This is a genomic window from Paralteromonas sediminis (genome assembly GCF_003820355.1).
GTDB lineage: Bacteria > Pseudomonadota > Gammaproteobacteria > Enterobacterales > Alteromonadaceae > Alteromonas_F > Alteromonas_F sediminis.
The window spans coordinates 1,068,788-1,082,977 of sequence record NZ_RPOK01000001.1; the positions used below are offsets into that span (position 1 = coordinate 1,068,788).

Sequence of the window (14,190 nt, forward strand, 5' to 3'; positions counted from 1 at the left end):
TTACGGCCATTCTAGAATCCCTCCTGTGAATTACCAGCCCAAACGAGCAAAAGACTCGGAGGCGTGAGCGTTTTTCACCTTTTTATTACCCTACAAACACACAACGCTGGAGGCTGTGATAGTGCAAGAATACGTGCTGTGGTATCAAGAATTGGGGATGCAGGACGTCGGTGTAGTCGGCGGCAAAAATGCATCCTTGGGCGAAATGATTTCTAATCTTGCAAATGCAGGTGTACAGGTACCTGGCGGGTTTGCCACAACGGCCCATGCGTTCAATGAGTTTTTGGATCAAAGTGGCCTTGAGGCTCGCATCCATGAATTGCTCGATGCGCTTGATGTGGAAGATGTGAATGCTTTGGCGCAGGCTGGCAAAACTATCCGTGACTGGATAATCGAAACGCCATTCCAACCTCAATTTGAAAGTGCAATTAAAGAGGCGTTTGCGTCACTACAAGGTGATGCCGGTGATGAAGCGTCTTTTGCTGTACGTTCATCCGCCACGGCAGAGGATATGCCTGACGCCTCGTTCGCAGGTCAGCAGGAAACTTTTCTTAATGTAAAAGGTTACGATGCAGTGATGGTTGCTGTGAAGCATGTGTTTGCTTCGTTGTTTAACGATCGTGCTATCTCATACCGTGTCCACCAAGGCTACGATCACAAAGGCGTGGCGCTGAGTGCAGGTATTCAGCGTATGGTGCGCAGTGACATTGCGTCTTCGGGCGTTATGTTTACCATTGATACTGAATCAGGCTTTGAAGACGTTGTCTTTATTACCAGCTCATTCGGCTTAGGCGAAATGGTGGTACAGGGTGCGGTAAACCCAGATGAATTTTATGTTCACAAGCCGACTTTAGACAAAGGCCTGCCAGCCATTGTGCGTCGGAATATCGGCAGCAAGCTCACCAAGATGATTTACTCTGACGACAGCAGCCATGGAAAACAGGTATCCATTGTTGATGTTGACGCTTCAGAGAGCAAAACCTTCTCACTGTCTGACGACGAGGTGATGCAACTTGCCAAGCAGGCGCAAATCATTGAGAAGCACTACAAGCGTCCTATGGATATTGAGTGGGCCAAAGATGGTGTAGATGGCAAGTTGTATATCGTTCAGGCAAGACCTGAAACGGTACGCAGCCGCGAAGATATGCAGGTTATCGAACGCTTCCAGCTGAAAGGCGACGCCAAGGTTATCTGTGAAGGTCGCGCAATTGGACACAAAATTGGTGCTGGTCAGGCTAAAGTACTTGCGTCTATTGAAGAAATGGACAAAATCAACCCTGGTGATGTATTGGTTACTGACATGACAGACCCTGACTGGGAACCTATCATGAAAAAGGCGTCTGCCATTGTCACCAATCGTGGTGGCCGTACTTGTCACGCCGCTATCATTGCGCGTGAGTTGGGTATTCCGGCTGTTGTCGGCTGTGCCGATGCCACCCAGTCAATCCAAACCGGCGACAGTGTTACTGTGTCCTGTGCCGAAGGTGATACTGGTTACATCTATGGCGATGCGCTGGACTTTGACGTTGTGACCTCTCGTATTGATTCCATGCCTGATGTACCGCTTAAAGTGATGATGAACGTGGGTAACCCTGATCGTGCGTTTGATTTTGCCAGATTGCCGCATAAAGGTGTGGGCCTTGCCCGTCTGGAATTTATCATCAACCGAATGATAGGTGTTCACCCTAAAGCGCTTCTTAACTTTGACGAGCAGCCAGACGATCTAAAAGAAGAAATCAGTGACATGATGGCGGGCTATGAGTCGCCAAAAGAGTACTACATCCAAAAACTGGTTGAAGGTATTTCAACCATTGGGGCAGCATTCTCGCCAGAAAAAGTTATTGTTCGTATGTCTGACTTTAAGTCGAATGAATACTTTAACTTGGTGGGCGGCTTCCAGTATGAGCCACACGAAGAAAACCCCATGCTAGGCTTCCGCGGTGCAAGTCGTTATATCAGTGAAGACTTCCGTGATTGCTTTGCGCTGGAGTGCGAGGCTATTAAGCGCGTGCGCAATGATATGGGACTCACCAATGTTGAGATAATGATCCCGTTTGTTCGTACCCTTGAGGAAGGCCAAAAGGTTATCGAATTGCTTGAAGAGCAGGGGCTTAAGAAAGGCGAAAATGGTTTACGCGTCATTATGATGTGCGAATTACCGTCTAATGCTATTTTGGCAGACAAGTTCCTCGATATCTTTGACGGCTTCTCGATTGGTTCAAATGATCTCACTCAGCTCACATTGGGACTTGACAGGGACTCTGGCTTGATTGCGCATTTGTTCGATGAGCGAAATGAAGCCGTGAAAGCTATGCTAGCGATGGCTATCTCTGCTGCAAAAGCGAGAGGTAAGTACGTGGGAATCTGTGGGCAAGGGCCATCAGACCACGAAGACTTAGCTGCCTGGCTAGTTGAACAGGGTATCGACAGCGTATCACTTAACCCTGATACCGTTGTAGAAACCTGGTTGTATCTAGCTAAAAAACACGGATAACCCGAAATAAAAAAAGGCGCTTCGGCGCCTTTTTTGTTTTTACATTAGCGATTTAATTTTCGCCTAGTCAGTGCGGCATCCAGCCTTCTGGCGCCTCTGCTCATACTGCGTTGTGCCATTGCCAATAGTCGTCTCGCTTTGGGATAGTCAACACTCAGTAGCATGAGACCGCCAATGACGAGTAAAATAGATCCGGGAAGTACAGTGAAGACAATTCCCACTGCAACCATAATAGTACCCGCGACGGTTCTTGTTGCTTTTTTCAATTGTCTGTCTACTCTTTTCACATTAATGCCCTAAGCATAGCGTATTCTAATTTTTTTCACAGCCAAGCCTTGTAAACAAATATGTCATAATTTCATCAGAAGTCGGCCTGACCTTTAGCACCTGAGCTTGAGTTTAGGTATACTGCTCATGCGAATAAATGACGTTGGAGTTGAGTGGTTGAGCTTACCTGCATTAAAGCCCGAATCGGGTCTTTCACAATCTTATATTGCATTTATTGAAGCGTTACAACAAAGCGCATTTCAGGGCGATATTGAAACCAGTTATGGCAGCCGTCTCGCGATGGCGACTGACAACTCTGTTTATCAGAAAATGCCGCAGGCGGTAATTTTCCCTACTTCAACAGACGATTGTGAAATTATTGGTAAGCTGGCTAATGTGCATACTGACGTTAAATTCAGTGCGCGCGGCGGTGGTACTGGCACTAACGGACAAAGCCTGACCGATGGCATAGTCGTGGACATCCGCCGCTATCTCAATCAGGTGCTTGAAATTAATGTAGAGCAAGGCTGGGTGCGCGTGCAAGCGGGTGTGGTAAAAGATGCCCTGAACGATGCGCTCAGACCGCATGGGTTCTTTTTCTCGCCAGACTTGTCTACCAGTAACAGAGCCACACTCGGTGGCATGATAAGTACAGATGCGTCTGGACAGGGCTCACTGGTGTATGGCAAAACCAGTGATCATGTACTCGGGTTGACGGCTGTGCTTGCAAATGGCGAGCGCATTGAAACGTCACCTGTGAAGATGGATGTCGCTCGGGAAAAAGCAAAACATAACACCCAAGAAGCCGGTATATATCGACAAGTTATCGATACTTGTATTGCGCACCGCGACGCTATTATTGAAAAGTTTCCACGATTAAACCGGTTTTTAACTGGGTACGATCTGGAACATGCCTACAATCCTGACAACGACACTGTTGATATTGGGCGTCTCATTACTGGCGCCGAAGGGTCATTGGCGATGGTGACTGAGGCAAAACTTTCACTAACACCGATTGCAACCTGCAAGGCCTTGGTGAATATTAAATATGATTCGTTTGATGCCGCTCTCCGTCATGCGCCTGCTATGGTTGCCGCGCAGGCAACATCAGTTGAAACGGTTGACAGTACGGTACTCAACCTGGCTAAAACCGACATTATTTGGCATTCCATCTCAGATTTGATCACAGACGTGCCCAACAAAACCTTGTTGGGCCTTAACATGGTCGAATACAACGCCGATAGTGTTGATGAAATGCGCGAAAAAATTGAAGCGCTGGAACAAAAACTAAAGGCAGAAAGTGCCGAGTCAGGCGTTATCGGATACCAAATTACCTATGACGACGATGCGATTAAACGCATCTATGCCATGCGCAAAAAAGCCGTTGGGTTACTGGGTAAAACTAAGGGGGAGCGCAAGCCCATTGCGTTTGCCGAAGATACTGCTGTACCGCCAGAAAAACTTGCCGATTTTATCCTTGAATTCAGGGCATTACTGGACGGACATGGTCTACAGTACGGTATGTTTGGGCATGTCGATGCCGGGGTGCTTCATGTAAGACCGGCACTCGACTTATGCGATACCGAGCAAGAAAAGCTTATGCATAAGCTATCCGATCAGGTCGTAGAATTAGTGGCAAAATACGGCGGTTTGATGTGGGGCGAGCACGGCAAAGGCTACCGCAGTGAATATGGCCCTGCTTTTTTTGGTGAGTTTTTGTTTACTGAACTACGTAAGATTAAAACAGCGTTTGACCCGTTCAATCAAATGAACCCCGGCAAAATATGTACGCCTTTAGCGTCGTCAGAGTCGCTGGTTCGGGTGACTGATCCCAAAAGAGCGACGCTAGACAGAGCCATTCCCGTTGCCTTCAAAGAAACCATGGCACCCGCGATGAGCTGTAACGGTAACGGTTTGTGTTTCAACTATGACGCGCGTTCGCCAATGTGTCCTTCAAGCAAAATTACGTCCGACAGAAGGCATACGCCTAAAGGCAGGGCAGGCATTATTCGCGAATGGCTACGTTTGCTAGGTAAGGAAAACGTCGATACCACTGAGCTTAGCCACAATCAGTTTTCCACTTCGTTTTGGGAACGTTTTACGCATACGGTACTCAGGCGCGAGCGGCAGGACTTTTCACACGAAGTGCTAGAGGTAATGAATGGCTGTCTGGCGTGTAAATCCTGTACCAGTCAGTGTCCGGTGAATGTCGATGTGCCTGATTTCAGAGCTAAATTTTTAGCGATCTACTACCGGCGGTATATGCGTCCCTTGAAAGATATCATGGTTGCCAATGTTGAAAAGATGACCCCATTACTGGCTGGTATGCCTAAGCTGGTCAACGGTATTATGGCGTCTAAACCGGTCGCATGGTTACTTGAGAATAAGTTAGGGTATGTGGATACTCCACAGTTGTCTTATCCGACACTAAAAGCGCAGGTAAACGACACCGTCGAACCTTTTTCTCTGGAGCAGCTTGAGCGTCTTTCCCTGGATGAACGGCAACAGTACGTCGCCATTGTTCAGGATCCCTTTACAAGCTTTTACGACGCTACTGTTGTTGCAGACTTTGCTAAGCTAATCAAAGTGTTAGGCCTAAAACCTGTGTTGTTGCCGTTTTTGCCAAATGGTAAACCGGCGCATGTGAAGGGGTTTTTGAATGAATTTGCCCGAACAGCAAAGAATACTGCCGATTTTTTGAATAAAGTGGCTGAACTGGACATACCGCTTGTTGGCGTAGATGCTTCATTGGTCCTATGTTATCGCGATGAGTATGTTAAAACGCTGGGGAAAGCCCGCGGTGATTTCAACGTATTAACTGTACACGAGTGGTTAGCGGATTTGCCGACAGCAGTTTGGAAAAACAAAACGAAAACAAACGAGACGTTTGCTCTGGTTGCACATTGCACAGAGAAAACCGCATTACCAAAAACAGAGCAAACCTGGCAGAAGGTGTTTGAGAAAATTGGCTGTTCGCTCACCATTGTGCCGGTTGGATGCTGCGGCATGGCAGGCACTTATGGCCATGAAAAAGACAACCTAGAAAAATCGATAGGCATTTTTAATCTTAGCTGGACCTCGGTGTTTGAACGATTCCCTGTGGACAGCGTGTTGGCTACAGGCTTCTCCTGTCGCAGTCAGGTAAATCGAATTCAAGGTAATAAGCCCAAGCACCCGCTTCAGGCGTTACTACAACAATTACAAAAGAGTAAATAATGGACGAAAAAGAAATGACAGACTGGGCTCGCGAACAGTTTCAACGGGCCAATAAACACCTTGCCGAAATTGGCATTTTATTCGATGCTGTGACACCCGAAGAGAGCAAATATCTTGCCCCCGTTGTGGCAGTATGGAAAATCAGGTCGACAGAAGGCAAACGTTATTGGGTAATCAGTGGCGACGTGCCTGCTGATGTGATTGCTGAATCTGCGGCGGCAACTGCGCGTGACGCGCTTCGCTATTTTGCTTATCAGTGGCAAATGAAAGCCAGTAATTTGATGGCTGAAGCGGATAATGACCAGACCAAAAACCACTATGCTGCATTACTCGAGAAAAAAGGGGTGATGTTGTACGACATTAGCACCAATGACGAGTTGTGGCAGTCAGTGTAGTTGTCTAATATCCGGCAATTGTACTGTCTGGTTGGACGGATAGACTAGGCGTTGCATAGGAATACCGCCCTCCATGAACACTTTCCCATGCCTTTGATATCCATATCGTGTCATTTTTTCAACACCGTCAAGGTTGCATCGAATGAATACATGATCAATGTGATGTTCTCGGGCAAGGTTAAATAGTTTTTTGAATATCGCTTTGTACAAAGCCAGTGAGCGGTGTTGCGGCTTTACCGCAATGCGGCCTATTTCGCCGTTGCTGGTGAGGCGTGCTGTAGCGATATCTTGACCAGACTCATCCTTTGCAACAACGTGGAATGCCTGTTCATCGTGGTTGTCGAACTCCAGGGTAGGCGAGAGCTGCCACTCCAATACAAACACTCGCTCACGTAATTCACGCAAACGCTTGTGGCCAGAAGCCCAGTCGATAGTATGTATTTGGTATTTCATAAACGTAAAATTATGTGCCCGTCTATCAATGATATTAACAGGTGTTTAAAATCTGACCAGTATTTTTTTCGTTTTTACGTCTTTTTTAATCAACGATCAGTAACCCTTCATTGACAAGTGTAGTTACAAGCTGACAGATTTCAATGTGGTCTTGGGTTGAGGAGGGAAGAGGCGGTACTTTAAGAGTGTCAAACAGTAAAAGTAACCACGCTGTTGATGAGTCTGATGCCGCATAAAGGTTGCCATTAATGAAGATTGAACCGGCAACGGCTTCTGAGCACAGCGGTCGGCAGCCTGGTATCGGCGTGATTGTGTTTTCTTGGTTTAGGCATTCCGTTATCTCACTAACACTAAAGGGAACGTCTAACGGCGCAGTTGGTAAGTGCTGATCACTTAAATAGCACATGAGCTGAAATCGCCATTGCGGGGTTTGCATGATGCTATGCATGAGCGATTCTAGGATTTCAATTTCACTTGCATTCACCATGGCACTCTGAGCCCGTGAGTTCAAACCTGGGTCTGTGTAGCGAGTAAGTGAAGGAATGCTTTGAAGGGTGTCCTGTAGAGGGACCATGAGGTCCTGCACATCGGGCGCTCTAAAACCAATAGAGTAAGTCAAACTTGCTTCAATACTGGTGCCGCAGTGTGGCCATCCTGGCGGGATATAAAGGATGTCGCCAGGTGATAGCTCGACATCAATACAGGCATCGAATGCTGCTACTTGACACAAGTCTTTGTGAGGTGAAAGCGTTGGTTGTGCATTAGGCTTACCCACCTGCCAATGACGTTTTCCCTTGCCCTGAATAAGGAAAACATCATATTGGTCTACATGTGGGCCGACGCCTGCACCAGGCACCGCAAAGCTGATCATGACATCATCAAAACGCCAGTTCGGTATAAACGAGAAAGCAGAAGCCAGTGCGCTGATCTCGGGTAGCCACTTGTCTACGCCCTGTACCATCAAGGTCCAGTCGCCCTTGCATACAGTATCGAAGTCTTCAAAGGGACCATGGGAGACGTGCCATTGGTTCTCCAATTTGGCCACAATGCGGCTGTCTATCTCTGCTTCCTGAGCTAAACCAGCCAGTTCATGCTCATCAATAGGGTCAACAAAATCTGGCAACGCATTGCGGATAACACAGGGACTGCGTTGCCAGTGGTCTTTAAGAAAAGACGGTATGTTGAAATTAGGGTTTAACAAGGTCTTCAACAAAACGTATAGCGTCACCAATGTAATTGGCTGGTGTCAACGCTTTCATTTCGGTTTTCACGCTGTCAGGCAGTTCAAGGTTATCGATAAAGTCTGCCATAACGTGCTGGTCAACTTTTTTACCGCGCGTCAGCGCCTTGAGCTTTTCATAGGGCTGGTCAATGCCATACCGGCGCATTACTGTTTGAATGGGTTCGGCCAGCAATTCCCAATTGTTGTCGAGTTCATCGAGCAGACTTTGGGCATTGACTTCAAGCTTGCTGATCCCTTTAAGGCTTGCCTGGTATGCGATAAGTGAGTAGCCCACACCCACACCCAGGTTGCGAAGGACGGTAGAGTCAGTTAGGTCACGCTGCCATCGCGATACAGGTAGTTTTGTGGCCAGGTGAGCAAAAACTGCATTGGCTAGCCCTAGGTTGCCCTCTGAATTTTCAAAATCGATGGGGTTCACTTTATGTGGCATGGTCGATGAGCCAATTTCGCCGGCGACGGTTTTTTGCTTAAAGTGTCCCAGTGCAATATAGCCCCACACGTCGCGGTCGAAATCAATTAGGATAGTATTGAACCTTGCCATTGCATCGAACAACTCCGCAATGTAGTCATGAGGCTCGATTTGGGTAGTGTACGCGTTCCAGGTCAGCCCTAATGAGGTGACAAACTGCTCTGAGAGCGCATGCCAGTTTACATCAGGGTAAGCTGACAAGTGCGCATTATAGTTACCTACAGCACCATTAATTTTGCCAAGTATGGACACGCTGGCAATCTGCTCTCTCTGACGCTGCAAACGCATCATCACATTAGCCATTTCTTTGCCCATAGTAGTAGGTGAAGCTGGCTGACCATGTGTGCGAGCCATCATTGCTACGTCTTTGTATTCTTTTGCCAGCTCGTAAACAGCTGTAATGATTCTATCGCAATAAGGCAGAATAACGTCTTCTCTGGCCGCGCTGAGCATTAACCCATGAGAAAGATTGTTAATATCTTCTGAGGTGCAGGCAAAATGAATGAATTCACTGATTGCCGCTAATTCAGGTAAATCTGCGACTTTTTCTTTAATGAAGTACTCAACTGCCTTCACATCGTGGTTGGTTGTTCGCTCGATGGTTTTGATTCTGGCTGCATCTTCTTCACTGAAGTGGCTGACCAAATTGTCCAAGAGCGCATTGGCCTCGTTGCTCAATGCAGGGACTTCTGAAATACCGTCTGTTGAAGCGAGTTTTTGCAGCCACCTGACTTCTACCTCTACGCGGTATTTGAGTAATCCAAATTCGCTGAAAATGCTTCTAAGTTCGGCTGTTTTGTCGCCGTAGCGACCGTCTACCGGGGACACGGCGGTTAATTGTGACAAGTCCACTTGACTCTCCTGATCACTGAATTAAGCGCAAGGCTTCCCGAGCGCTATGAACAATATGTTTACGTTGAAATAAAATGTTTCTGCGTTTACCGCCCATCTGACGCCACATAAACGCAGCGCGAACACCGGCCAGCAGCAAGGCTCTTACACGGTGTTGATTGATACTCTGCTTTAAAAATGCTGGGCTTCCGGCTATTTGTATTTTCGGTGCTAACGGGCTGACAATATCGGTGTAAATACTTGCAAGTGACGAAATCACCTGGTCGTTGTCAACTTCGACATAAGCCAACTGCCTTTGCACATGGTTAATTCTGTCGCCGAGTTCTGCCAATGCCTTAGGGTGTTTGGTCAATTTGCGCTCTAGCCCAAGTATGCTGGCAATATAACGGGTTAACTCGGTATCCTTTTGCTGCGAATGATTGTCTAACTGGGACAGTAGAGTAGAAAAACCCATTCGCAAGTTGCTCAATGAACCAAATACCTGTTGAGGTGTGTCAGGTTCAGTGACGAGTATGCTGGATAAGCTTGACTCAAATGCGAGTTTGTCAAATTCACCTTTGCGCGCGATGTTTTGTACCAAGGTTGCTGCCTGACAAACACCTGCCAGGGCAAGCTGTGCTTCTATATTCTTTGCTAACATTAACGTATGTACTGCTCTATGATGCCGCCTCCAAGGCAGACCTCGTCTTGATAAAACACGGCGGACTGACCCGGCGTTACGGCTTTTTGCGGTTCGTCAAACATCACAGATACCTTATCTGTGCCATCTGGCGTGAGTGTGCAGGGGATATCGGTTTGACGATATCGGGTTTTCACCACTGCGCGCGTTGGTGTGCTCAGTGGGGTGCGGTTAACCCAGTGTAACTGATTTGCAATCAGCCCATTAGAATATAGCCTAGGATGATCGCTGCCTTGACCTACAATCAGCACGTTGCGCTCTACATCTTTGTCGACCACATACCAGGGTTGGTCACCGTGGTCTTTCATACCGCCAATTAGTAATCCCTTCCTCTGACCAAGCGTGTGATACATGAGACCTTCGTGCTGACCGATCACCTCACCTTCAGCGGTTTCTATTTGCCCTGGTTGAGCAGGTAAAAAGCGCTGCAGAAAATCTTTAAATTTACGCTCGCCAATGAAACAAATGCCTGTGCTATCTTTTTTATCATGGGTAATCAGTCCTTGCTCTGATGCAATACGTCGTACCTCTGGCTTTTCCAGCTCGCCAACAGGAAAAAGGGTTTTAGCCACATGGGCTTCGCCTAACGTGTATAAAAAGTAGCTTTGGTCTTTATTATTATCCAGCCCTCTGACCAGCTGCCAATGCCCCTCATTGAATCTGCGTCTGACATAATGGCCGGTGGCGATGTAATCAGCGCCCAAGTCTTCCGCGGCAAATTCTAAAAATGCCTTAAACTTGATTTCTTTGTTGCACATAATGTCTGGGTTTGGGGTTCTGCCAGCTTTATACTCGTCAAGAAAATATTCAAAAACATTGTCCCAGTATTCTGCGGCAAAATTGATGGTATGAAGGTGAATGCCTAATTTATCGCACACGGCTTTGGCATCTGCTAAATCTTCAGCAGCTGCACAATATTCATCGTCATCATCTTCTTCCCAGTTTTTCATGAACAAGCCCTCTACCTGATAGCCCTGTTGCAATAACAGGTACGCAGAGACAGACGAATCAACGCCGCCGGACATGCCTACGATGACTTTTGTTTGTTCATTTTCTTTGTGCATAAAGACTACGCGATTCTCCAAGCATTACGGGGCGCGGATTTTACCAGAAGCACACAGGCTGTGCCAGTTACACTAGGCGCATTACTTGTACTATTCCGTTATAAGGTAATTTGTATAAATTTGCCGTTTTCAATACCGTCCAGCGTCCAGTTGCCAACGCGATAACGGATTAAGCGCAGAGTCGGGAAGCCCACGTGCGCTGTCATGCGTCTTACCTGCCTGTTTCTGCCCTCTGAGATGGTTAAACGTAGCCATGAGGTTGGAATAGACTGTCGTTCCCGTATAGGAGGATTACGAGGCCAGATATCTGGTGGTTCCATAAGTTGTACTTTTGCGGGTGCCGTCATGCCGTCCTTTAGCTCAACACCCTGACACAGCGCCTGAATAGCGGCATCATCAGGTATACCCTCTACTTGCGCCCAATAGGTCTTACTGGTTTTATTCTTTGGGTGAGCAAGTTTGTGGTGTAACTTGCCATCATTAGTTAACACTAAAAGTCCCTCTGAGTCTCTATCAAGACGACCGGCTGCATAAACCTGTGGGACTGAAATATAGTCCTTGAGCGTTTCACGACCATCAGCATCGGTAAACTGGCTCAACACATTAAAGGGTTTATTGAAGAGCACTACCTGTTTGTTTTTCATTGGGGCTCATTTATCTCTTTTTGTTTAAATAGTAGCCGTGTTTACACGTCAACTACTTGTAATTCATCACATAATACAATGGTATGACTTGTAAGTAATCAACGCGCCCCTATACTACTACCACAAGATGTGAATCTACGAACTTACGGGTGTGGCTGCACCTACAACAAAGAGGTATCGAATGGCCAATTCCAAATCAACCATTATTTACACCAAAACCGACGAGGCTCCTGCGTTAGCAACGTATTCTTTGCTTCCCATTATTCGCAAATTTGTTGGGTCAGCCGACATCGATGTTGAATTAAGTGATATTTCATTGGCCGGTAGGATTCTGGCTAACTTTTCTGAATATTTAACCGAAGAGCAAAAAATCAGTGACGCCTTGGCTGAATTGGGTGCCTTAACTCAGGATGAAACGGCCAACATTATCAAACTGCCGAATATCAGTGCTTCTATTCCGCAGTTAAAGGCTGCGATTGCAGAGCTTAACAACAAGGGCTTTGCAGTCCCTGCTTTTCCTGAAGATCCGCAAAACGACGAAGAGAAGTCTATTCGTGAGCGCTATGGCAAAATATTGGGAAGCGCTGTTAACCCGGTGTTACGTGAGGGTAATTCAGACAGACGTGCACCAACAGCGGTGAAAAACTACGCTAAAAGTCATCCGCACAGCATGGGCGCGTGGAGCCAAGCTTCTCGCACTCATGTAGCACATATGCGTGGAGGAGATTTTTATTCTGCTGAGAAATCTGTCACAGTAGACAAAGCCGGCCCGGTAAGCATTCGTTTTACTGACAAAGCAGGCAATACCAAAGTGCTTAAAGACCGCATTGATTTGCTTGATGGCGAAGTCATTGACGGCATGTTTATGAGCAAAAAAGCCTTGTGCAAATTTTTCGAAGAACAAATCGAAGATGCACGCGAAACGGGTATTTTGTTCTCGTTACACGTAAAAGCGACCATGATGAAGGTGTCGCATCCCATAGTGTTCGGTCACTGTGTGAAAGTGTTTTATAAGCAGTTGTTCGATAAATACCAAGACCTTTTTGATGAGTTGGGTGTCAATCCAAATAACGGATTGGGCAGTGTGTACGATAAAATCGCGTCCTTGCCTGAATCACAGCGCTCTGAAATTCAACGAGATATCAATGCGTGTTACGCCGATCGCCCTCCGATCGCCATGGTAAATTCTGACAAGGGTATCTCTAACTTACATGTACCTAGTGACGTTATCGTTGATGCTTCTATGCCAGCCATGATCAGAAATTCAGGTCAGATGTGGGGGCCGGACGGTAAGCCTCAGGATACCAAAGCAGTCATTCCTGAAAGTACTTACGCAACGATTTATCAAGAAGTTATTAACTTCTGTAAAACGCATGGTGCTTTTGACCCTACAACGATGGGAACCATTCCCAATGTGGGTTTGATGGCTCAAAAAGCGGAAGAGTATGGCTCACACGATAAGACATTTGAACTTGACGCTGACGGCACCATACAAATTGTTGACGAAGCAGGCAATGTCCTTATTGAGCACGACGTAGAAGAGGGCGATATCTGGCGTATGTGTCAGACCAAAGATCTGCCTATTCAAGACTGGGTTAAATTAGCGGTTACGCGCTCTCGCCTGTCGGGTATGCCAGCCGTGTTCTGGTTAGATGATGAGCGTGCTCACGATGCGCAGCTTATCGAAAAAGTGAATCGTTATCTTAAAGATCACGACACCGATGGTCTGGATATTCAAATTATGTCGCCAGTGCGCGCCATTCGCTATTCTATGGAAAGGGCAATCCGTGGTTTGGATACCATTTCAGTAACGGGTAACGTACTGCGTGACTACCTGACCGATTTATTCCCCATTCTTGAGCTCGGGACCAGTGCAAAAATGTTGTCGGTGGTTCCTCTAATGGCCGGTGGCGGTTTGTATGAAACCGGCGCAGGTGGTTCTGCACCGAAGCATGTACAGCAATTTGTTGAAGAAGGGCACTTGCGTTGGGATTCACTGGGTGAGTTCCTTGCTTTGGGCGTTTCTTTGGAAGATATGGCCAATAAGCATGGAAATACCAAAGCGAAGGTATTGGCATCGGCCCTTGATCGTGCCACTGAACAACTTCTGAACAACGGAAAATCTCCACTGCGTAAGGCGGGTGAGCTGGATAACAGAGGTAGCCATTTTTATCTTGCATTGTATTGGGCACAAGAAGTGGCGGCACAGAAGGATGATGCAGATTTAGCCGCTGAGTTTGCACCGCTCGCTCAGTCTATGGTGAGCAATGAAGCCACTATTCTTGCAGAGATAGATGCTACTCAGGGCAAACCTGCTGATATTGGTGGTTACTACTACCCTGATGAGGAAAAAGTGAGTGCGGCAATGACACCCAGCCAAACGCTGAGATCGTTATTGGCGTAGCATTTGTCGT

Annotated in this window: 11 protein-coding genes; 4 read left to right on the top strand and 7 right to left on the bottom strand. The window is 47.0% G+C overall.

Annotation, left to right across the window (positions count from 1 at the left end):
• Positions 1-121: 121 nt before the first annotated feature.
• Positions 122-2,494, top strand: a complete 2,373-nt coding sequence (gene ppsA, locus DRW07_RS04850) for a phosphoenolpyruvate synthase (RefSeq protein WP_124026726.1) — start codon at positions 122-124, stop codon at positions 2,492-2,494.
• A gap of 44 nt (positions 2,495-2,538) precedes the next feature.
• Here ppsA and DRW07_RS04855 read toward each other — a convergent pair whose 3' ends face one another.
• Positions 2,539-2,781 carry a PGPGW domain-containing protein gene (locus DRW07_RS04855; RefSeq protein ID WP_377923149.1) on the bottom strand — a complete coding sequence of 81 codons (243 nt, stop codon included), beginning with the start codon at positions 2,779-2,781 and terminating at the stop codon, positions 2,539-2,541.
• Positions 2,782-2,908: 127 nt separating this feature from the next.
• Between DRW07_RS04855 and ydiJ the strand changes: the two genes are divergently transcribed.
• Positions 2,909-5,977 carry a D-2-hydroxyglutarate dehydrogenase YdiJ gene (ydiJ, locus tag DRW07_RS04860; protein WP_124026727.1) on the top strand — a complete coding sequence of 1,023 codons (3,069 nt, stop codon included), beginning with the start codon at positions 2,909-2,911 and terminating at the stop codon, positions 5,975-5,977.
• A complete protein-coding gene (locus DRW07_RS04865; RefSeq protein ID WP_124026728.1) occupies positions 5,977-6,372 on the top strand; it encodes a DUF4826 family protein in 396 nt (131 codons plus the stop codon). Before ydiJ ends, DRW07_RS04865 begins: the two co-directional genes overlap by 1 nt.
• Here the strand turns inward: DRW07_RS04865 and DRW07_RS04870 are convergent.
• From DRW07_RS04870 to DRW07_RS04895, 6 genes are all read right to left on the bottom strand, one after another.
• Positions 6,364-6,825 carry a GNAT family N-acetyltransferase gene (locus DRW07_RS04870; protein ID WP_124026729.1) on the bottom strand — a complete coding sequence of 154 codons (462 nt, stop codon included), beginning with the start codon at positions 6,823-6,825 and terminating at the stop codon, positions 6,364-6,366. The genes DRW07_RS04865 and DRW07_RS04870 overlap by 9 nt on opposite strands.
• Before the next feature lie 85 nt (positions 6,826-6,910).
• Positions 6,911-8,026: a cupin domain-containing protein gene (locus tag DRW07_RS04875; RefSeq protein ID WP_165870403.1), complete on the bottom strand. Its 1,116-nt coding sequence runs from the start codon at positions 8,024-8,026 to the stop codon at positions 6,911-6,913.
• On the bottom strand, positions 8,013-9,389 hold the full coding sequence (gene purB / locus DRW07_RS04880) for an adenylosuccinate lyase (RefSeq protein ID WP_124026731.1): 1,377 nt from the start codon (positions 9,387-9,389) through the stop codon (positions 8,013-8,015). The genes DRW07_RS04875 and purB overlap by 14 nt, the downstream gene beginning before the upstream one ends.
• 13 nt (positions 9,390-9,402) lie before the next feature.
• Positions 9,403-10,029: a high frequency lysogenization protein HflD gene (gene hflD / locus DRW07_RS04885; RefSeq protein WP_124026732.1), complete on the bottom strand. Its 627-nt coding sequence runs from the start codon at positions 10,027-10,029 to the stop codon at positions 9,403-9,405.
• Positions 10,029-11,132 (bottom strand): tRNA 2-thiouridine(34) synthase MnmA, encoded by a 1,104-nt coding sequence (gene mnmA, locus DRW07_RS04890; protein ID WP_124026733.1) that lies wholly within the window; start codon positions 11,130-11,132, stop codon positions 10,029-10,031. The genes hflD and mnmA overlap by 1 nt, the downstream gene beginning before the upstream one ends.
• A 98-nt stretch (positions 11,133-11,230) precedes the next feature.
• Complete coding sequence (locus DRW07_RS04895) at positions 11,231-11,776, bottom strand: pseudouridine synthase (protein ID WP_124026734.1); 546 nt, start codon at positions 11,774-11,776, stop codon at positions 11,231-11,233.
• Positions 11,777-11,957: 181 nt separating this feature from the next.
• Here DRW07_RS04895 and DRW07_RS04900 point away from each other — a divergent pair, with 181 nt between their 5' ends.
• Positions 11,958-14,180: an NADP-dependent isocitrate dehydrogenase gene (locus DRW07_RS04900; RefSeq protein WP_124026735.1), complete on the top strand. Its 2,223-nt coding sequence runs from the start codon at positions 11,958-11,960 to the stop codon at positions 14,178-14,180.
• Positions 14,181-14,190: the final 10 nt, after the last annotated feature.

Excerpts from the sequence above, each read along its gene's own strand:
- DRW07_RS04870 (WP_124026729.1), bottom strand. The coding sequence starts at position 6,825 with ATGAAATACCAAATACATACTATCGACTGGGCTTCTGGCCACAAGCGT.
- DRW07_RS04900 (WP_124026735.1), top strand. The coding sequence starts at position 11,958 with ATGGCCAATTCCAAATCAACCATTATTTACACCAAAACCGACGAGGCT.
- ydiJ (WP_124026727.1), top strand. The coding sequence starts at position 2,909 with ATGCGAATAAATGACGTTGGAGTTGAGTGGTTGAGCTTACCTGCATTA.
- mnmA (WP_124026733.1), bottom strand. The coding sequence starts at position 11,132 with ATGCACAAAGAAAATGAACAAACAAAAGTCATCGTAGGCATGTCCGGC.
- DRW07_RS04865 (WP_124026728.1), top strand. The coding sequence starts at position 5,977 with ATGGACGAAAAAGAAATGACAGACTGGGCTCGCGAACAGTTTCAACGG.
- hflD (WP_124026732.1), bottom strand. The coding sequence starts at position 10,029 with ATGTTAGCAAAGAATATAGAAGCACAGCTTGCCCTGGCAGGTGTTTGT.
- DRW07_RS04895 (WP_124026734.1), bottom strand. The coding sequence starts at position 11,776 with ATGAAAAACAAACAGGTAGTGCTCTTCAATAAACCCTTTAATGTGTTG.